The organism is Gordonia alkanivorans, from assembly GCF_004011905.1.
In the GTDB taxonomy this organism is placed as follows: domain Bacteria; phylum Actinomycetota; class Actinomycetes; order Mycobacteriales; family Mycobacteriaceae; genus Gordonia; species Gordonia alkanivorans.
The window spans coordinates 2,808,401-2,826,329 of the sequence record NZ_CP027114.1; the positions used below are offsets into that span (position 1 = coordinate 2,808,401).

Consider the following 17,929-nt stretch of genomic DNA (forward strand, 5'->3'; position numbering starts at 1 on the left):
GACGTCAGTCCGCGGCGTCATAGGCCTCACTGAGCCACCGGCGGACCTCCTCGTCCACCTCCGCGGCCCCACGCACCTCCAGGTGGTGCATCCACACGCGCGGTGAGGGGTGCGCGACTTCCTTGAAGCGGGCAGAGTCGATGCGGTGCGGAAGGGCGATCGACAACACCGCTGGTACTTCGGATCGCAGGTACAGGCCGGGACGCCACACGAAGGCGAAACCGGTCCGACGTCGAAAGTTGACTTGGCTCTTCGTAACTCGGACGGTGATGTCGTCTCCCAGTTCATGAATGGCGTCCTCGACCGCACGGTGGATCGACAGGCCCACCGGCGAGCCTGCAAAGAAGTCCTCGACCTTGTGCGGGGTGTCCATGGTCATTCTGGCTCCAGAATCGCACGGAATCCTCGACGACGGTCCACCACCTTCTTCACGACCGCGATTCTCACCGGTGCGGGTAGGCGGCGGCGAGGAGTATCGAGGCGAGGGTGGCTTCGGCGTCGGAGGCGTTGCGGAGGTCGATGATCTGGCGCAGGTGAAGGCGCGTTTCAGCGCCGGACTCCGGTTCGGGTCCGTGGATCTCGTTGCGTACCTGTTTGAGTTGTTCGGCGAATCGGCGGGGTATGTCGGGTCGGCGGTTGATGCGTTCGGGGTTGGGTGGTGCGCCGGGTTCGGCGTTCAACCGCCAGGCGCAGCGGCCTTCGTCGGGACCTTCACGGACCATGCGGGTGGTGTAGCCGCCGGGTTCATTGCTGACCATCCGATTGTGTTTCGGGCACGCCGGTGCGAGGTCGGTGATGTCGGTGAGTCCACCGAGACCCCAATCCAGTTGCGCGTGGTGCATTTCCACGTGCGCGGCGGATACGCCGCAGTCGGGGGTGGAACAGACCTCGCCGTCGGGTCGGGCGAAGGACACGAGGCGCTGTTCGCGGGTGGCCAACCTCTTGCCGCGTCCGAAGTAGAGCGGGATTGCGGTGGCGTCTTTGAACACCGCCAGCCAGGGTTGGGTGTCGGCGGCCAGGTTGACGAGGTCGGTGATCGGGATCAGGGTGCCGGTCGCGGTGGTGGCGAACCCGGCTTCGCGTCGTAGGTCGTTGACGTCGGCTTTGATGATCAGCTGGATGGGTAACCCGCGGTGGCTCTTACCCAGGAGTCCGTCGTCGAACACGGCTTTCAGGAGTGCGTTGAGGGCGTCGTGGTTGAGCTGGGCGGGGGTGCGGTCGTCGCGTGCGGCTGCGGCTTCGACCGCCTCGGGGTCGGCGTCCTCGATGGAACCGTGGGGGGAGTCGGGGTCGTCGGGGTTGTTCATGCCGGGTTTGGCCCAGACGGCGAGCAGCATGGTGATGCGGGCGAGGAGTTCGGGGGTGAGGTTGGCGGTCATCTTGGCGGTGCCGTCGGCGCGTTGCCGGTTGACCGACAGATTGCGGCGACGTTTGCGGTCGGTGTCGTCGGTCAGTGTGCCGTCTGGGTCGAGGTGGGCCAGTAGTCGTGCACCGAGGGCGGTGATGTCGGCGGGGGTGTGGTCGACGGCGATCTCGGCCATCTGTCGTTCGGCGGCGACTTTCACGTCGTGGTCGACGGCGTGTGGGATCTGGTCGAGGACGTCGAGTACTGCCCGGACGTGGGAGGTGCTGACCTTGCCGTCGGCCAATGCCTCTGCCAGAGCGGGGCGTTCGGGTTCGAGTGGTTCGCCGGTCGGGCTGAGGTGGGTGGCGGTCGCGTGGCGTTGTTTGGTGCGGCGCATGGGGTCGGCCATGCGTAGGCGGTGGGTCATGAACTGGGTGATGCTGCGGTGGCCGGTCTGGTGGGGTAGGTCGCGGTCGGCGATCTCGATGATCTGTCGGTCGCCGGCGAAAGTGAGTCGGGCGATGGCCTGTTCGGTTCCGGCGGCGACGTCGATGAGTTCGGCATCGGAGCACTGCGTCAGATCGACGGCCTGGAGTTCGGTGGTGATCCGGTGCAGTTCCTGCACGAGTTCGGAGGGGCGGGCCGACGGAGTGCCGTCGGTGGTCGAGATTTCGGTCAAGACGGTCACCCCCGATGCCGTGTTCGAATATACATTCGACTGTACCCGGAATCACGCTGCGGTGCAACGCTTGTCGAAATCAGGTAGGTGGCCGACGTTTGTCGGAGGTGTGTGCTATCGGGTCTCCCTCGGCGGGCCGGGTGTCGTCGAACCTCGCAACGAAAATCGGCTCTTACTATATACCGGTAGGGGGTATATAGTCGGTCGCATGAGTGCTACAGCGATCCATCCCGGGCACGACACGGGTACGCACGAAGGTCACCAGCACGCTGGTGGCGAACACGGCGGTCATGCCGACCACGTCGGCCGGTTCCGCCGACTGTTCTGGATCATGGTGGTACTGGCCATCCCGACGGTGGCGTTCAACGAGATGTTCGCCCACCTGATCGGATACTCGCTGCCTCACCCCGGGTGGGTCATGTGGATCTCGCCGGTACTGGGCACGGTCATCTACTTCTGGGGCGGCCGGCCGTTCCTCGCCGGTGCCGTCGGGGAGATCCGGTCCCGCCGGCCGGGGATGATGCTGCTCATCGGGCTGGCCATCACTGTCGCATTCGTGGCGTCGTGGGGCGCGAGTCTGGGGTTGTTGTCCGGTGAGCTGAACTTCTGGTGGGAGCTGGCGCTCCTTGTCGCGATCATGCTCCTGGGACATTGGGTCGAGATGCGTGCGCTGGCCCAGACGACATCGGCCATCGACTCGCTGGCGGCCTTGCTGCCCGATGAGGCGGAGAAGGTCGACGGCGCCGGAACGGTCACCGTCGCCGTCTCCGAGCTGGAGGTGGGCGACGTAGTACTGGTTCGGCCGGGTGCATCGATCCCGGCCGACGGTGACGTCGTCGACGGTACGGCGGATGTGGACGAGTCGATGATCACCGGTGAGTCGCGCCCGGTACGACGATCGGTCGGGGATCGCGTGATCGCCGGGACCGTCGCTACCGATTCCGCGGTTCGTGTCCGGGTCACCGCGATCGGTGATGACACCGCGCTGGCCGGGATCGAACGGCTCGTCGCCCGAGCGCAGGCGTCGACGTCGCGTGCCCAACGTCTTGCCGACCGCGCCGCCGGGTGGCTCTTCTGGTTTGCCCTCGCCGCGGCAGCTGTCACGGCAGTCGTCTGGACCTCGGTGGGAATGCCTGACTCCGCGGTGGTCCGGGTGATCACTGTCCTCGTCATCGCCTGCCCGCACGCTCTCGGTCTTGCCATCCCGTTGGTGGTTTCGATCGCGACGGAGCGCGCGGCGCGAGGGGGAGTGCTGATCTCCGACCGGCTCGCCCTCGAGACCATGCGGTCGGTCGACGCCGTCCTCTTCGACAAGACCGGGACGCTGACCCGTGGAGCTCCGACGGTCCGTTCCGTCGAACCAGCGGGCGGCCGCACGGCGGACGAGGTCCTGGTGCTGGCCGCGTCGGCCGAGGCGGACAGCGAGCATCCACTCGCCGTCGCAATAGTCGAGGCCGCCCGGGGGCGGGGACTGGAGGTGCCGGCGGCGCAGGACTTCACCTCCTCACCGGCGGTGGGTGTCTCGGCGAGAGTGGACGGAGTGCACATTGCGGTGGGCGGGCCGAGGTTGCTCGACAGCCAGGGTGTTGCAGAGCTGTCGATCGCGGGCACCTGGCGCGATGAGGGCGCGATCATCCTGCACGTCGTCGCCGACGGTGAGGTCGTCGGAGCGCTGGCGTTGACCGATGAGGTGCGACCGGAGTCGCGCGAAGCGATCGACGGCCTTCGGCGCCGTGGGGTCGAAGCGGTGATGGTCACCGGAGACGCGCGAGCGGTGGCCGAGGATGTGGCTCGCGAGCTGCGGATCGACCGCGTCTACGCAGGTGTCCGGCCAGAGGACAAGGCCGACAAGGTGGCCGAGCTGCAGCGCGAGGGTAAGCGGGTCGCGATGGTCGGTGACGGGGTGAATGATGCGCCGGCGCTCGCGCAGGCGGACGTCGGGATCGCCATCGGCGCCGGTACCGACGTCGCCATCGCCTCCGCGGGCGTGATCCTGGCGTCCTCGGACCCGCGGTCGGTGCTCTCGGTGATCGAGTTGTCGCGGGCGAGCTACCGGAAGATGGTGCAGAACCTGTGGTGGGCGGCCGGGTACAACCTGATCTCCGTTCCACTCGCGGCCGGTGTGTTGGCGCCGATCGGATTCGTGTTGCCGATGAGCGTCGGCGCGATCCTGATGTCGGTGTCGACGGTGGTCGTCGCGCTCAACGCCCAGTTACTCCGTCGGCTCGATCTGTCCCCCGATCGGCAAGCGTCACGGTGACTGCGATCGGGTGACCTGACGCCTGGTCTGCCCGAGGGCTCGGACCCGCTGTCTCCCGGCGGTTCCGGGCCGTCGCCGTGTCTGCGGAGGGCCTCTCAAGGTTCGTGATCGAGAACGGCTACGTCACGCTGGTGATCTCACTCACACAGGATCATTTGTCCAACATGGCCCTACCTGCGATGTTATCTGAAATACACTGCACCACAACATGTTTCAGTTTCCTATATGAAACAGGGTTCTACGGGTCTTGAAAGTATTCTCTGGGATTCTTTGAAATCGTCCCGTAATAGTGGAAGTTTCATATCTACTGCTAAGTAACAACAATGTGGAAAGGGGGGTCGAAAGACCCTCTCCGTCCGCACCTGTTGTTCCGTCTCCCCAACGATGTGAAGATTTGTGACATCCCCTCATGAAATACTCTTCCTCTGCGCGTAAGCGGCTCTTCAGGATTGACGGTGCGTGAAACAGGTTCTATCGACCACAAGATGTAGGTCGGATTTGCGGGTGTGAGCCGCGTGATGTGGGTGGGTCCTGTGGTGTGAAGATGAAAGCTCCTACACACTCATCCGAACACTCACAGGACCCATGACGCAGCGTAGCGCTATTGCCGACACGATTTGCCGCACCATCGAGTTGGGGGTGACGATCACCGATGCCGCCGTCGACGGCCAGGACCGTACCCACCTGTTCTGCCAGCTCCTGGACCCGAAGAACATGTGCCCGTCCTGCGGGCAGGCCGGGCAGTTGCGTGATCATGTCGACCGTGAGGTCGCCGATCTGCCGATCGTCGGGCATCCGACCCGGCTGCACCTGACGGTGCCCCGCTACACGTGCGGCAACGACGCCTGCGCGACGTCGGTGTTCCGGGCCGACCTGGGCGCGATCGTGGCCCCGCGTGCGCAGGTCACCCGCCGCACCACGACCTGGATCATGCGGTCGATGATCTGCGACAAGATGTCGGTCACCGCGGCGGCGGCCGCGGTGGGGTTGAGCTGGAACACCGTCAACACCCTGGCGTGTGAGGCGGCGAAGACGCTGGCCGCCGCACCCGCACGCCTGGCCGGCGTCCGCATATTAGGCGTGGATGAACACAAGTGGAAACATGTTCGCGGCCAGGGTGATCCGAGTTTCGTGACGGTACTGGTCGACCTGACCCCAATCGTGGACGGTACCGGTCCGGCCCGGTTGTTGGATATGGTCGCCGGGCGCTCCAAAGCCGCGTTGAAGGACTGGCTCGACGCGCGTGATCCGGCGTTCCGCGACCGTATCCGGGTGGTCACGATGGACGGGTTCACCGGCTACCGCACCGCCACCGCCGAATCCCTCGACAAGGCACGGGCAGTGATGGACCCCTTCCACGTCGTACACCTCGCCGCAGAGAAACTCACCCTGTGTCGTCAACGCGTGCAACAGGATACGTGCGGACATCGAGGCCGCAGCGGGGATCCGCTCTACGGCATCCGCCGCACCCTGCTGACCCGGATCGGGCTGCTCACCGACACACAGAAAACCCGCCTACGCACGGGCCTGGACGCCCGGGAGGAGCACGTGGCGGTGGCCATCACCTACGCGATCTATCAGGACCTGATCGACGCTTACGACAAGTCCAACAAGCGGGACGGGAAGATCGCGATGTACAAGCTGCTCAAACGTATCCATACCGGCCTACCCGCAGGTCTCGCCGAGGTGGCGCAACTCGGACGGTCGTTGTGGGTCCGACGTGCCGAGATCCTGGCCTACTTCGACACCGGCGCCTCCAACGGCCCGGTCGAAGCCATCAACGGGCGCCTCGAGCACCTCCGGGGTATCGCACTCGGGTTCCGCAACCTCAAGCACTACATCTTGCGGTCACTCATCCACTCCGGCCAACTCGCAGAAAGCCTGAATGCACTCTGAATTAGGAAGAGCCGCGTAAGCCCCGACACGCGTGCGACAGAACCGGCAAAGCGTCTCAGTTCGTCGGTTTTCGATCTGCTCGTCAATGGGCAATTGGTCTGGGTGGAATAGCGCTCACTGCGAGTGTCGCGGCAACCGCATTCGGAGGGGCTGGTGCCGGCGTCGCCGCTCCGCCTCCGACGGTTTCGACCTTCAATCTCTTCATTCCCGGGACCTGGGAAACGGATGCGGCCGCTGACCCGACCCACGCCACCGGAGCGCTGGCGGGGGTGGCCGACTCGATCTCGCGGACGCATGGCGACTCGGCGACCATCTACTTCCTGCCTTACATGGCGCGGGCCTTCGACAACGGGCGGACGTACGGGGACAGCAAGGCCACCGCGATCGCGAACGCGTCGAAGGTCCTCGCCGACCGGGCGGAAGCCGATCCCGATCTGAAGTTCACGATCAGTGGCTACAGCCAGGGTGCGGACGCGGCGGGAGATCTCGCCGCGGCGATCGGCAACGGCGACGGCCCGATCCCGGCGGACAAGGTGCTGGCAGTCGGCCTACTCGCCGACCCCGGTAACGGAACGGCTGGTCAGAAGACCGTCGGCCCGAAGCCGCGCGGCATCGGGATCGCCGACCCGCGACCCGAGGGGATGGGGAAGCTGTCCGGGAAGGTCACGAGCATCTGTGCACCCTCCGACCTCTACTGCTCCATCGACAAGCGGCGCCATCCCGTCCTGGGCAAGATCGGCACCGTCCTCAGTGAGGGGGCGGAGGAGGTGGCGGAAGCCGTCGAGACCGCCATCGACGTCGTCGGCGCGATCGCCAGGATCGACTATGCCGGTCTGGGTGCAGATATCGGTAACTACGCGAAGCTCGTCGTGGATGAAGTGGGTCGGAGTGCGATCGCATGGCTGGGCGTCTGGCTGGCGGACACCATCAACAAGGCCGGCTCGAAGGTGGAAGGTGACTCGGACTAGGCCGCTGCCGACGTGTGCCAATAGCTGTTGTCGAAATACCAATGACCATTGTCGTAAATTTCGGGACATTAACGATCTTGGTCGAATGTCCATTTGGATCTGTAGTTCAAACGGCCGACAGATACGACACGGATGTAATCAGAATTCTGGAACAAATGACCTAGAGGTGGTGAGTCACTTCACACGGCTAATCTCGAAAAACAGGTAACAAAAAATCCGAAACAATCTAAATTACTCGTGAGTAGCAATGAGCTACGCCCCCGCAGAATGATGGACGGAAGATGACCAACAACCAGACCCCCACCAGCGCCCCCCTGACCGACGAAGAGCGCAACCGCAAGAGCCGCAAGCGCAAGGCCATCCTCGCCTCCGGTGCAGTCCTCGGCGTTGGCGCTGTGGTCACCCTCGCCGCGTGGAACGACACCGTGTTCGGTTCCGGAACATTCGGTATCGGCGAGAGCGCTTGGAACGTGCAGGCCAGTACCGTGTCGGATACGGAGGGGTTCGCGGAGTATGCGGACAGCGCCGCCCCCGGCGTCATCTCGTTCCCAGTGGTCGCGGGTGTGAACCCGGTCAACCTGATGCCCGGGCAGACCACCAAGGGCAGCTTCTGGCTCAAAGAGACCAAGGGCAAGATGGACGCCGACATCACCATCCAGGCTCCTGCGAACGCGACCAACACTCTTGCCCAGGCGCTCTACGTGACCATCAAGGACGGGTCCACCACCCTGGTGAACAACCAGCAGCTGAGTAGCAGCGGCGTCGCAACGACATTCCGGGTCACCAAGAACACGGCCAAGAAGATCGACTTCGAGGTGACGTTGCCGGCCAGCGCCAATCCCAACAACATCCTCGACACGAGTGTCACCCCGCGCTGGGAGATGAGGGCACAGAGCGTCGACAACCCGTGAGTCGTCCTCGATCCGGCGGCAAAGCCTCCTTCCCATCCCCGGGCGCCGCCGGATCGAGGGTTCACGCGACCCGCAGAGTTGTGCTGCCTGCCAACCGAATCCGCACCCCTAGACCTCAGAGAGACGGCGCGATGACGACGACCTCGAGTCCCTGCACCGACCGACCCGACGCGAATGGGTCCGGCATTCGGGATTCGTGGACGGTGACCGCACCGATGAGGGTCGTGGCACCTGCCCCGCGGGTGGTCTGGACGTCGGCTCCGGCGGGCCACGTTCCGGCGTCGGAGGCCCCGACCCTGCCGATTCCGATCGTGCCGTCACCGCCGGTTGTGGACGCGGCCACTGCCGAACCGGCGCCCGTCGAATCGCACGTGGCGACGCCGGCGACGCGGTCGCTGGGCAGTCGGCTCGTCGACTGGGGGCTGAACATCCTCGCAGTGTTCGGCGTGTTGTGTATTGCGCTGACAGTCCTCGCCTTCGTGGGCAACTACACGATCATCATGTTCAAGACAGGTTCGATGGATCCCACCATCCCGCAAGGATCCATCGCTGTCGTGCACGAGATCCCTGCGACCGAGGTGAAGGTCGGAGATGTCATCACCGTCGACCGTGGGATCGGTCTGAAGCCGATCACTCATCGGGCGATCGCGGTGAAGCGACTCGGCGGCGGCGAGGCCCTCATCGAGATGCAGGGCGATGCCAATCCGAACCCCGACCCGGAGCCCTACCGCGTGAGCCAGGTGCGCAAAGTCGTCTGGCATGCACCGGGTCTCGCAAAGCAGATCGTCTGGTTGTCGAATCCCTACGTTCTGGGGGCCATCACCCTCGGTGCGGCACTCCTCGTCCTCTGGGCGTTCTGGCCGAAGTCGACGACCGGTCGCCGCCGGGACGAGCACAACGAACCCTCTCGTTCTTGAACCCAGTTCCTCCGCAACTCATAGAGATACACGGCAAGCATGAACCTCACCAAGCGCAGCAAGATCCTGATCGCCGTCATCGGCATGATTGCGGTACTCGGCGTGGTCGCGCAGGCGACCGGCGTGCTCGCGGCGTGGAATGACAAGGTCTGGGGGAGTTCCACATTCCGTCTCGCTCCGGCCACTGACGGGTACGCCCGGTCGATCACCGCGCACACAAAGAACCAGCGGTTGATCAGCGGTGACACATGGGACGCCACGACTGCCACGCATACGTTTGCCAACCCGGGGACCACGGTGACCCCCGGTGCAACCACCTTCACCTCCAGGTACAGCGGGAGTGGCTTCTTCGGTGTGGGCATGGTCGCTGCGCGAGGGCGGTCGGAGGCGACGCTGACCCGCACCGCCGGCAACATTTCGGCATCCGCGACCTCAACGGCGCGGGACCTGAGGGCGTCCCCCACGCCGAACTGGTTGAATCCGTTCAGCTCGACCGTGTCGGTCCTGGACACGAAGGAGAACATCTACACGGCTGCGGTCAACTGCACTTCATCGAACTACGGCGAAACGGTCACACCCACGGCCACAGCTCCGACCGGCGGTGACATCTATATCGGCATCGGCTCAAACAACAATTACGCAATGCCCCCGCCGAACGGGTCGAGGTCCTTCACCGACAACGCGGTGGGGTACCGGGTAGAGGGGACGTTCCGCAGCATCGTTGCCACTACCGCGAAGACCGCTCTGTCGACGCTGATCCTGGACCTCGATATCCAGAACCTCTTGTGGCCGCACTCGACCGTCTGGACCGTCAGTATCCAGTTCGTCCGCGCCGAATGTGGTATCGGGGTTGCGCTTCCGGATGCAGGATCTTCTGTCCAGGCTGCGGGCGCGGCACGGATGGCGGCACGCCTCGCGCCGTCCTCGGAGAGCGCCACGCCGTCGGAGTCCGCGGAGAGTTCGGCCGCCGAGAGCTCCGAGAGTTCGGAATCGGAGTCCTCGAGCTCCGAGAGTTCCGAGAACTCCGAGAGTTCCGAGTCCGAGAGCTCCTCGTCGGCAAGCTCTTCCGAGAGCGAAGCCGCCGAAACCCCGGCGCTGAAGCAAGGTCCGACGACCCCGACCGACGTCGACGTCGGGGAGCAGTTCCCGGTGATCGCCACCGATGGCACCGACCTCGGTACGGCGACGATCCAGAAGGTCGGGTCCACCGCTCCCTCGGACGGTGCACGGGCGACAGTTGCGGTGAAGATGGCGGTGACCACGTCGGACACCGGGGGTGACGGCCGGTTGTCATCGATCGCCTGGGATGACTTCGCCCCGATGGTCGGGGGAGTGCAACAGGCATCAGGGCAGGCGACAACCGAGGGAGCGCAATTGCCGGATCAGCTGGTACCGGGGCAGACCTACACCGGTTGGGTGGCGTTCACCGCGCCGAGCGCCGCCGGTAAGGCGATGTGGAAGCCCGCGGGCACAGCCGGATTCACGTTCGTCCTGCCGGACCCGGAGGTGCCGGTGACCTCGACGACGACGTCCGCACCCGCACCCGTCGCGAACGCGCCGGAGACCAGTGAACCGGAAGCGGCCCCGACCGACGACGCGCCCGCGGCCGAGGCGCCTGCAGTCGAGGCCGAGGACTCCGACCCGGTGCCCACTCCCGAGAAGAAGAGCCGGTCGCGATCGAGTTCGGACGAGTCCTCGGCGGACTCCTCCGCGGACGACGAGTAACCGGTCTCTCGTCGTCAGGAGTCCTGCGTCAACCCGGCGAGAATGCTTGCGAGATAGTCGTCTTCGGCCTCGTTGCCGGGCAGCTCGAGCGCGCGACGGTAGGCGGCCGCTGCGCCGTCGTGATCGTCGAGTTCCGCGAGTGTCAGTGCCCGCGCCACATGGAACGGGCGATACCGGTCGAGCGAGGGGTTCGACGCCAACCGGTTGAGCATCTCGATCCCGCGTGACGGTCCGAACGCCCGTCCGACGGAGACGGCCCGGCCGATCCGCACGACCGGGCCGGGATCGTGCGCTTCCAACAGGCGGTAGAGAACCGCGATCTGCGCCCAGTCGGTGTCATCGGCGGTCCGCGCCTCCGCATGAACCGCGGCGATCGCTGCCTGGATCGTGTAGGCACCCGCGTCACGTTGTGCAGCAGCGGATTCGGCGAGTGCGGTGCCCTCTCTCACCATTGCCGTGACCCAGAGGGTCCGGTCCTGGTCGGACAGTGGGATCGGCCGGCCGTCGGGGTCCACCCGTGCGGGCCGCCGAGATTCGGTGAGCAACAGCAGAGCGAGGAGCCCGGCGGTCTCGGCGCAGGGGAGCAGGACATACAGAGTCCGCGCCAGCGCGATGGCCTCGGCGGTGATGTCGTCGCGGATGTGTGAGCTACCCGTCGACCGTGCGTAACCCTCCGAATACACCAGGTACACAACACGTAGGACGCCCCCGAGGCGGTCCGGTAGGTCGTCGGCACGCGGCGGATGGAACGGCACGCCGAGTGCCTTGATCCGCTTCTTCGCGCGCACGAGTCGCTGCTGTGCGGTCGGAACCGGGATCAGGAGTGCGTGCGCGACCTCGGGTGTGGTCAGCCCGGCGACGAACCGCAACATGAGCGCGATCCGGTCCTCGATCCGCAGAACCGGGTGGGTACACGCGAAGTACATGCCGAGGCGTTCGTCGGGCAATGCCGGATGCGTGATGTCGGCGGGGTCGCCGAAGTCCGCCGGAACGGGCGCGCGGTCCGAATCGGTCTGCAGCTGCCCGAGTTTCCCGGCGAGGACGTTCTCCCGCCGCAGTTCGTCGAGCACCCGACGTTTCGCGGTCGTCGTGAGCCACGCCTCTGGTGACTCGGGGACACCTGTCTGCGGCCAGGTGACCAGGGCCTGCGCCAGAGCGTCCTGCAGGGCGTCCTCGGCGCGATCGAGATCACCGAATCGTCTGGTGAGGGTGGCGATGACACGAGTGCGGATGCCGCGATCGATCGTGGCAACCGCTCGACGGGCCACGAGAGGCGCGCCCGCCGAGCGGTCCGGTGTTCCGGTCACGGCTCAGTACGGCGCGAGCGGCCGGATCTCCACGTGCCCACCCGGTGCCGAACCGGGACTACGGCGAGCCCACTCGATCGCCTCGTCGATGTCGGCGACGTCGATGACGTAGACGCCGCCGACGAACTCGCGAACCTCCGCGAACGGACCCGACGACGCCACGACGCGCTCGCCCGTGCCATTCGTGTGCACGACGGCGCGTTCGTCCTCGAGAGCGAAAGAGCTGACCACGACGCCGGCTTCGGTGATCTCCTGGTCGAACGCGAAGAACTCCTCGGGCGTCGCTCCGCCTTCTTCGCCGCATGCCGGGTCGTCGACGTGTCCCATGAGCAGCAGTGCGTATTTCATCGTTCCTCCAGTCATCTGCCGCCGGACCGGAGTGGTCCGACACCATGGTGACGTACGGGCGGACGCGATATCGACAGCCGCCGGAACTTCTCGTCGGAAACGAAAAATGGGAGGCCCGAAATTCGGACCTCCCACTCATCGGGGTGGATGACGGGACTCGAACCCGCGACAGCCAGGATCACAACCTGGTGCTCTACCAACTGAACTACATCCACCATCGGCATCCGACACCCGGGCTTTCGCGCCTGGTCTCAGAGCCAAGAACACTCTAGCGGGTAGATGCCGCAGAACTCCAATCGATTATCTGACCTGCGTTTTCAGGCGGGCCCGAGATCCTTGACGATGTTCGCGAGCGCATCGACGTCGGGGCCGGGAGCCGGCACGAAGGCGGCTGCACGGTAATAACGGAGCTCGCGGATCGATTCACGGATGTCGGCGAGGGCACGATGGGCGAGGCCCTTGTCGGGCTGGCCGAAGTACACCTTCGGGAACCAGCGGCGGCACAGTTCCTTGATCGAACTGACGTCGACCATCCGATAGTGCAGGTAGGCGTCGAGTTCGGGCATGTCGCGGGCGATGAAGCCGCGGTCGGTGGCGATCGAGTTGCCGGCCAGCGGGACGGCACCGGGCGACGTCACGTGCTTGCGGATGTAGTCGAGCACCATCTTCTCGGCCTCGGCGAGGGTGACGGTGGACGCGCGTACCTCTTCGGTGAGACCGGAATCGGCATGCATCTTGGTCACGACGTCGGGCATCGACGCGAGAGCCGCGTCGTCGGCGTGGATGACGACGTCGACGCCGTCACCCAGGATGTTGAGGTCACCGTCGGTGACCAGGGCCGCGATCTCGATCAACTTGTCCGACTCGAGTCGGAGGCCGGTCATCTCGCAATCGATCCACACCAGTTTGTCCTGCACCCGACAACCTTAGCCAACCGTCACGACGAGCCCGCGTCAGACGGAGAACAGGGGCACCTCGCGGGCTATTGTGTCCCTCGTGACCGAAGCCCTCAGCCCTGCTCAGACCATCGCCGCCGGCTACGCCTTCACCTCCACCTCGCTCGAACTGGGGACGGTGTCGGTGGACGGTCAGGTCGACGCGACCGCCTCGGTGCGCATCCCGCTCGCGATGATGAATCGGCACGGCCTCGTCGCCGGTGCCACGGGCACCGGCAAGACCAAGACCCTGCAATTGCTGGCCGAACAGCTCTCCGCCAATGGTGTGCCGGTGGTGATGGCCGACATCAAGGGAGACCTGTCGGGGCTGAGCCGCGAGGGCGTCAGCAACGACAAGATCGTCGAACGCGCACAGCAGACCGGCGATTCCTGGCAGCCCGCCTCTCATCCTGTCGAGTTCGTCTCGCTCGGTGACACCGGCATCGGCGTGCCCATCCGCGCGACCATCACGTCCTTCGGCCCGATCCTTCTCTCCAAGGTGTTGGGCCTCAACGACACCCAGGAATCGACCCTCGGATTGATCTTCCACTGGGCGGACAAGAAGGGTCTGCCGCTGCTCGACCTGAAGGACCTACGGTCGGTGATCGCCTTCCTCACCGGCGACGAGGGCAAGGAAGAGCTCAAGAACATCGGCGGGGTCTCGCGCCAGACCGCGGGCGTGATCCTGCGTTCCCTGACCAATCTCGAGGCCGACGGCGGCGACACGTTCTTCGGTGAGCCCGAGGTCGAGCCCGCCGACCTCATCCGCCTCGCCGCCGACGGTCGCGGCATCATCACGCTCTTCGAGCTCGGCGCCCAGGCCGCCCGGCCTGCTCTGTTCTCCACTTTCCTGATGTGGATTCTGGCCGACCTCTTCGAGTTCCTGCCCGAGGTCGGCGATGTCGACAAGCCGAAGCTGGTCTTCATCTTCGACGAGTCGCATCTGCTGTTCGACGACGCGTCGAAGGCGTTCATCGACCAGGTCGTGCAGACGGTCAAGCTGATCCGCTCGAAGGGTGTGGGCGTCTTCTTCTGCTCGCAGCTGCCCACCGACATCCCCAACGAGGTGCTGTCGCAGCTCGGCGCCCGCATCCAGCATGCGTTGCGTGCCTTCACACCTGACGATCAGAAGGCGCTGAAGAAGACGGTCAAGACGTACCCGGTGTCGGAGATCTACGAGCTCGAGCAGGTCCTCACCTCGCTGGGCACCGGTGAGGCCGTGGTGACGGTGCTGTCGGAGAAGGGTGCGCCGACCCCGGTCGCCTGGACGGTCGTGCGTCCGCCGCGTTCGTCGATGGATGCCATCGGGGCGGAGGCGATCACCGCCGCCGCCGAGGCGAGTCCGCTGTATGCGAAGTACGGGCAGTCGATCGACCGCGAGTCGGCCTACGAGATGCTCGCCGCCAACATGCTGTCGCCCGGCGAATCCGCCGACGCGCCCGCACCGGCTCCGGTTCCCGTCCCGGCTCCGAAACGTAGTCCGGCACCGAAGCCCGTCCCCGAGGAGCCGGGCATCATCACCGAGGTGCTGACCAGCAAGCCGGTGCAGAGCTTCCTGCGGTCGGCGGCCAGCGCCGCGGGACGCGAGTTCAGTCGCGCGATCTTCGGTACGGGGCGGCGTCGGAAGCGGTGAGAAGTGTTCGGCGCCGGGCTACTCGGCGCTGAACTTTCGGTAGAACCCGCCGACGATCGGCGCGACGACGGCGCGCGGGGTGTACCCGCCGGCCACCGACATGGCCTTGGACAGGGTTCCGGGGACGACACGCATCTTGTTGTGCGCCAGGGCATCCAGACTCATCTCGGCGACCTTCGCGGATGAATGCCAGAGAAAGTCGGGGACGACCTTGTCCACGATCGACGCCTCGTCGGGCGACGGTGTGTGCGTGCGGACCGGGCCGGGAGCCAGAAGCGTGACGTGGACGCCCTGTGCCGAGACCTCACCGCGCAGCGATTCGCTGAACGTGTTGACGAAGGCCTTCGACGCGGCATAGGTGGCGTTGTTCGGGATCGGCATGTTGCCGGCTGCCGACCCCACCATGAGGATGCCGCCGGAACCGCGCTTCACCATCTGGGGGAGGACAGCGAGGGTGAGATCGTGAACGGCGTTGACGTTCAGCAGGACCTGGGACTTCTCGTAGTCGGCGTCGAGTTCGGCGACGGGGCCGAAGGTGGCGATGCCGGCGTTGTTACAGAGGATCGAGATCTCGCGTCCGGCGAACTCGGCGGCAAGGACCTCGACCTTGGTCGGGTCGGACAGGTCGACCGCGCGAACCTCGACCGCGACCCGATGGGCGGTCCGCAGTTCGCCGGCGAGCTCTTCGAGGAGCTCACCGCGACGGGCGACGAGGACGACCGAGTGGCCACGGGCGGCCAGCGCCCGGGCGAGCTCGCGACCGATACCGGAGGAGGCCCCGGTGACGACGGCGCGGGCGTTTTCTGAAGGCGGCGGTACCGGCATGGGAGCAATCGTAGCGGCCGCTGCGCCCCGGCCCGAGAAGAGCCGGAGCGCAGCGACAGTTGGGTCGAGAGGTCAGTCGATACCGGCGGCGACCTCGGTGCCCTGCCGGATCGCGCGCTTGGCGTCGAGTTCGCCCGCGTAGTCGGCGCCGCCGATCACGTGGGTGGTGACACCGGCGAGGGTCAGCGGATCGATGAGATCGCGCACCGATTCCTGGCCCGCGCAGATGACCACGTTGTCGACCTCGAGGACCCGGGTCTCCGTCACGTTGCCCTCGTCGTCGCGGAAGCTGAGGTGCAGACCCTGATCGTCGATCTTGTCGTAGGTCGCGCCACTGATCTGCTCGACGCCCTTCATCTTCATCGTGGCGCGGTGCACCCAGCCGGTCGTCTTGCCGAGCGACTTGCCCTGCTTACCGGACTTGCGCTGCACCATGTAGACCTGACGCACCGGCGGCAGGGGGCGGGGCTTGGTGACGAAACCGGGCTTCTCCGGATCGTCGGTGACGCCCCATTCCTGTTCCCATTCCTTCAGATTCAGCGTCGGCGACTCGTCGGTGGTGAGGAACTCGCTGATGTCGAAGCCGATACCTCCGGCACCGATGACGGCGACCCGCTTGCCGATCTCGCGATGACCGAGGACGGCGTCGGCGTACGACATCGCCATCGGGTGGTCGACGCCGGGGAAGCTCGGGATGCGCGGCACCACGCCGGTGGCGACGATGACGTCGTCGAACTTCTCGGCGATGAGCGTGTCGGCGTCGACCCGGGTGTTGAGTCGGACGTCGACGCCGAGGACCTCGAGCTTGCGGGTGAAGTAGCGGATCGTCTCGTTGAACTCCTCCTTGCCCGGGATGCGGGCGGCGATGGAGAACTGGCCGCCGATGGACTTGCCACCTTCGAACAGCGTCACCTTGTGGCCGCGTTCGGCGCTCGAGACGGCAGCCGACAGGCCGGCCGGCCCGGCACCGACGACGGCGACCCGCTTGGCCTTGCGCGTCGGGCTGAGGATCAGCGTGGTCTCACGTCCCGCACGCGGGTTCACCAGGCACGACACCTTCTTACCGACGAAGGCGTGGTCGAGGCAGGCCTGGTTGCAGCCGATGCAGGTGTTGATCTCGTCGGCGCGACCCTCGCGGGCCTTGTTGGCCAGGTGGGGATCGGCGAGGAACGGACGGGCCATCTGGATGGCGTCGACGCGGCCGTTGGTGAGGATCTCCTCGGCGAACTCCGCGGTGTTGATGCGGTTGGCGGCGATCAGCGGGATCGACACCTCGTCGCGGAGACGCTCGGTGAACTTCACGAAGGCGCCGCGGGGGACCGAGGTCACGATCGTGGGGACCTGGGCCTCATGCCAGCCGATGTCGGTGTTGATCGCATCGACGCCGTGCTCCTCGGCCTTGCGTGCCATCAGGGCGATCTCGTCCCAGGTCTGGCCCTTGCGGATCAGGTCGGCGACGGACTGACGCAGGATGATCGGGAAGTCGCGGGGAACCTGACGGCGGATCTCCTTGATGACCTCGACGAGGAAGCGCTGCCGGTTCTCGGTGTTGCCGCCCCACTTGTCGGTGCGGTCGTTGGTGTGCGGGCACAGGAACTGGTTGATCAGATACCCCTCGCCGCCCATGATCTCGATGGCGTCGTACCCGGCCTTGCGTGCCAGCTTCGCCGACTGGCCGAAGGTCTTGATGACGTGCCAGATGATCGGCTCGGTCATCCGCAGGTGCTTGAACGGATGGATCGGCGACGGATCCTTACCCGGCGCGACCTTGAACGGGGTGTACCCGTAACGGCCGGCGTGGATGAGCTGCATGGCGATCTTGCCGCCCTCGTCGTGCACGGCCTTGGTGACGCGCTGATGACGCTTCCAGTCGAGGGCGTTGGTCATCTTGCCGCCGGCGAAGGCGAGCAGGCCGGTGCGGCTGGTGCCGAAACCGCCCGTGATAATCAGTCCCGCACCGCCTTTCGCGCGCTCGGCGAAGTACGCGGCGAGCTTGTCGGTGTCCCAGAGGCGATCCTCGAGACCCGTGTGCATCGACCCCATCACCAGACGGTTCTCGATGGTCATGCCGCCGATCTGCAGCGGCGTGAACAGGTGCGGGTAATGCGGGTTGGGTTGTGCCGTGTGGGCTGACATGGCGCGACCTTTCATCTCGGTGTCGTGGTGACGCTGTGTGCGTG

Annotated in this window: 15 protein-coding genes and 1 tRNA gene; 7 read left to right on the forward strand and 9 right to left on the reverse strand. The window is 65.7% G+C overall.

Annotated features, from left to right (window positions below):
- Window positions 1-4: 4 nt before the first annotated feature.
- Window positions 5-379 carry a DUF5655 domain-containing protein gene (locus C5O27_RS12715; protein WP_127962851.1) on the reverse strand — a complete coding sequence of 125 codons (375 nt, stop codon included), beginning with the start codon at window positions 377-379 and terminating at the stop codon, window positions 5-7.
- A gap of 64 nt (window positions 380-443) precedes the next feature.
- The gene (locus C5O27_RS12720) at window positions 444-2,024 is read right to left on the reverse strand and encodes a DUF222 domain-containing protein (protein ID WP_164905316.1); all 1,581 of its coding nucleotides are present in this window, start codon (window positions 2,022-2,024) and stop codon (window positions 444-446) included.
- A gap of 208 nt (window positions 2,025-2,232) precedes the next feature.
- Between C5O27_RS12720 and C5O27_RS12725 the strand changes: the two genes are divergently transcribed.
- From C5O27_RS12725 to C5O27_RS12740, 4 genes are all read left to right on the forward strand, one after another.
- On the forward strand, window positions 2,233-4,284 hold the full coding sequence (locus C5O27_RS12725) for a heavy metal translocating P-type ATPase (RefSeq protein WP_244216505.1): 2,052 nt from the start codon (window positions 2,233-2,235) through the stop codon (window positions 4,282-4,284).
- Between the two features lie 585 nt (window positions 4,285-4,869).
- Window positions 4,870-6,180 (forward strand): ISL3 family transposase, encoded by a 1,311-nt coding sequence (locus tag C5O27_RS12730; RefSeq protein ID WP_127962853.1) that lies wholly within the window; start codon window positions 4,870-4,872, stop codon window positions 6,178-6,180.
- A 269-nt stretch (window positions 6,181-6,449) separates the two neighbouring features.
- Complete coding sequence (locus tag C5O27_RS12735) at window positions 6,450-7,148, forward strand: cutinase family protein (protein WP_341867518.1); 699 nt, start codon at window positions 6,450-6,452, stop codon at window positions 7,146-7,148.
- Between the two features lie 281 nt (window positions 7,149-7,429).
- Window positions 7,430-8,059 (forward strand): SipW-dependent-type signal peptide-containing protein, encoded by a 630-nt coding sequence (locus C5O27_RS12740; RefSeq protein ID WP_006360065.1) that lies wholly within the window; start codon window positions 7,430-7,432, stop codon window positions 8,057-8,059.
- Between the two features lie 115 nt (window positions 8,060-8,174).
- Here C5O27_RS12740 and C5O27_RS22990 read toward each other — a convergent pair whose 3' ends face one another.
- Window positions 8,175-8,489: a hypothetical protein gene (locus tag C5O27_RS22990; protein ID WP_231380936.1), complete on the reverse strand. Its 315-nt coding sequence runs from the start codon at window positions 8,487-8,489 to the stop codon at window positions 8,175-8,177.
- A gap of 7 nt (window positions 8,490-8,496) precedes the next feature.
- Here C5O27_RS22990 and C5O27_RS12745 point away from each other — a divergent pair, with 7 nt between their 5' ends.
- Both C5O27_RS12745 and C5O27_RS12750 read left to right on the forward strand, forming a co-directional pair.
- Window positions 8,497-8,976 (forward strand): signal peptidase I, encoded by a 480-nt coding sequence (locus C5O27_RS12745; protein ID WP_244216506.1) that lies wholly within the window; start codon window positions 8,497-8,499, stop codon window positions 8,974-8,976.
- Between the two features lie 39 nt (window positions 8,977-9,015).
- The gene (locus tag C5O27_RS12750; RefSeq protein WP_127962856.1) at window positions 9,016-10,701 is read left to right on the forward strand and encodes a hypothetical protein; all 1,686 of its coding nucleotides are present in this window, start codon (window positions 9,016-9,018) and stop codon (window positions 10,699-10,701) included.
- Between the two features lie 14 nt (window positions 10,702-10,715).
- Here the strand turns inward: C5O27_RS12750 and C5O27_RS12755 are convergent, their stop codons facing one another.
- The 4 genes from C5O27_RS12755 to orn form a co-directional block, all read right to left on the reverse strand.
- Window positions 10,716-12,008: an RNA polymerase sigma factor gene (locus C5O27_RS12755; protein WP_006360062.1), complete on the reverse strand. Its 1,293-nt coding sequence runs from the start codon at window positions 12,006-12,008 to the stop codon at window positions 10,716-10,718.
- 3 nt (window positions 12,009-12,011) lie between these two features.
- Window positions 12,012-12,356 (reverse strand): YciI family protein, encoded by a 345-nt coding sequence (locus tag C5O27_RS12760; RefSeq protein WP_006360061.1) that lies wholly within the window; start codon window positions 12,354-12,356, stop codon window positions 12,012-12,014.
- A 142-nt stretch (window positions 12,357-12,498) separates the two neighbouring features.
- Window positions 12,499-12,571, reverse strand: a tRNA-His gene (locus tag C5O27_RS12765).
- A 102-nt stretch (window positions 12,572-12,673) separates the two neighbouring features.
- A complete protein-coding gene (gene orn, locus C5O27_RS12770) occupies window positions 12,674-13,273 on the reverse strand; it encodes an oligoribonuclease (RefSeq protein WP_006360060.1) in 600 nt (199 codons plus the stop codon).
- A gap of 70 nt (window positions 13,274-13,343) precedes the next feature.
- Here orn and C5O27_RS12775 point away from each other — a divergent pair, with 70 nt between their 5' ends.
- Window positions 13,344-14,924 carry a helicase HerA-like domain-containing protein gene (locus C5O27_RS12775; RefSeq protein WP_208651355.1) on the forward strand — a complete coding sequence of 527 codons (1,581 nt, stop codon included), beginning with the start codon at window positions 13,344-13,346 and terminating at the stop codon, window positions 14,922-14,924.
- An 18-nt stretch (window positions 14,925-14,942) separates the two neighbouring features.
- On the opposite strand, the gene cmrA is transcribed toward C5O27_RS12775, so the two are convergent.
- Window positions 14,943-15,749, reverse strand: a complete 807-nt coding sequence (cmrA, locus tag C5O27_RS12780) for a mycolate reductase (RefSeq protein ID WP_127962858.1) — start codon at window positions 15,747-15,749, stop codon at window positions 14,943-14,945.
- Between the two features lie 72 nt (window positions 15,750-15,821).
- Window positions 15,822-17,885 (reverse strand): NADPH-dependent 2,4-dienoyl-CoA reductase, encoded by a 2,064-nt coding sequence (locus C5O27_RS12785; RefSeq protein WP_075862591.1) that lies wholly within the window; start codon window positions 17,883-17,885, stop codon window positions 15,822-15,824.
- Window positions 17,886-17,929: the final 44 nt, after the last annotated feature.

Excerpts from the sequence above, each read along its gene's own strand:
- C5O27_RS12715 (WP_127962851.1), bottom strand. The coding sequence starts at position 379 with ATGACCATGGACACCCCGCACAAGGTCGAGGACTTCTTTGCAGGCTCG.
- C5O27_RS12725 (WP_244216505.1), top strand. The coding sequence starts at position 2,233 with ATGAGTGCTACAGCGATCCATCCCGGGCACGACACGGGTACGCACGAA.
- C5O27_RS12730 (WP_127962853.1), top strand. The coding sequence starts at position 4,870 with ATGACGCAGCGTAGCGCTATTGCCGACACGATTTGCCGCACCATCGAG.
- C5O27_RS12740 (WP_006360065.1), top strand. The coding sequence starts at position 7,430 with ATGACCAACAACCAGACCCCCACCAGCGCCCCCCTGACCGACGAAGAG.
- C5O27_RS22990 (WP_231380936.1), bottom strand. The coding sequence starts at position 8,489 with ATGTTCAGCCCCCAGTCGACGAGCCGACTGCCCAGCGACCGCGTCGCC.
- C5O27_RS12750 (WP_127962856.1), top strand. The coding sequence starts at position 9,016 with ATGAACCTCACCAAGCGCAGCAAGATCCTGATCGCCGTCATCGGCATG.
- C5O27_RS12760 (WP_006360061.1), bottom strand. The coding sequence starts at position 12,356 with ATGAAATACGCACTGCTGCTCATGGGACACGTCGACGACCCGGCATGC.
- cmrA (WP_127962858.1), bottom strand. The coding sequence starts at position 15,749 with ATGCCGGTACCGCCGCCTTCAGAAAACGCCCGCGCCGTCGTCACCGGG.
- C5O27_RS12785 (WP_075862591.1), bottom strand. The coding sequence starts at position 17,885 with ATGTCAGCCCACACGGCACAACCCAACCCGCATTACCCGCACCTGTTC.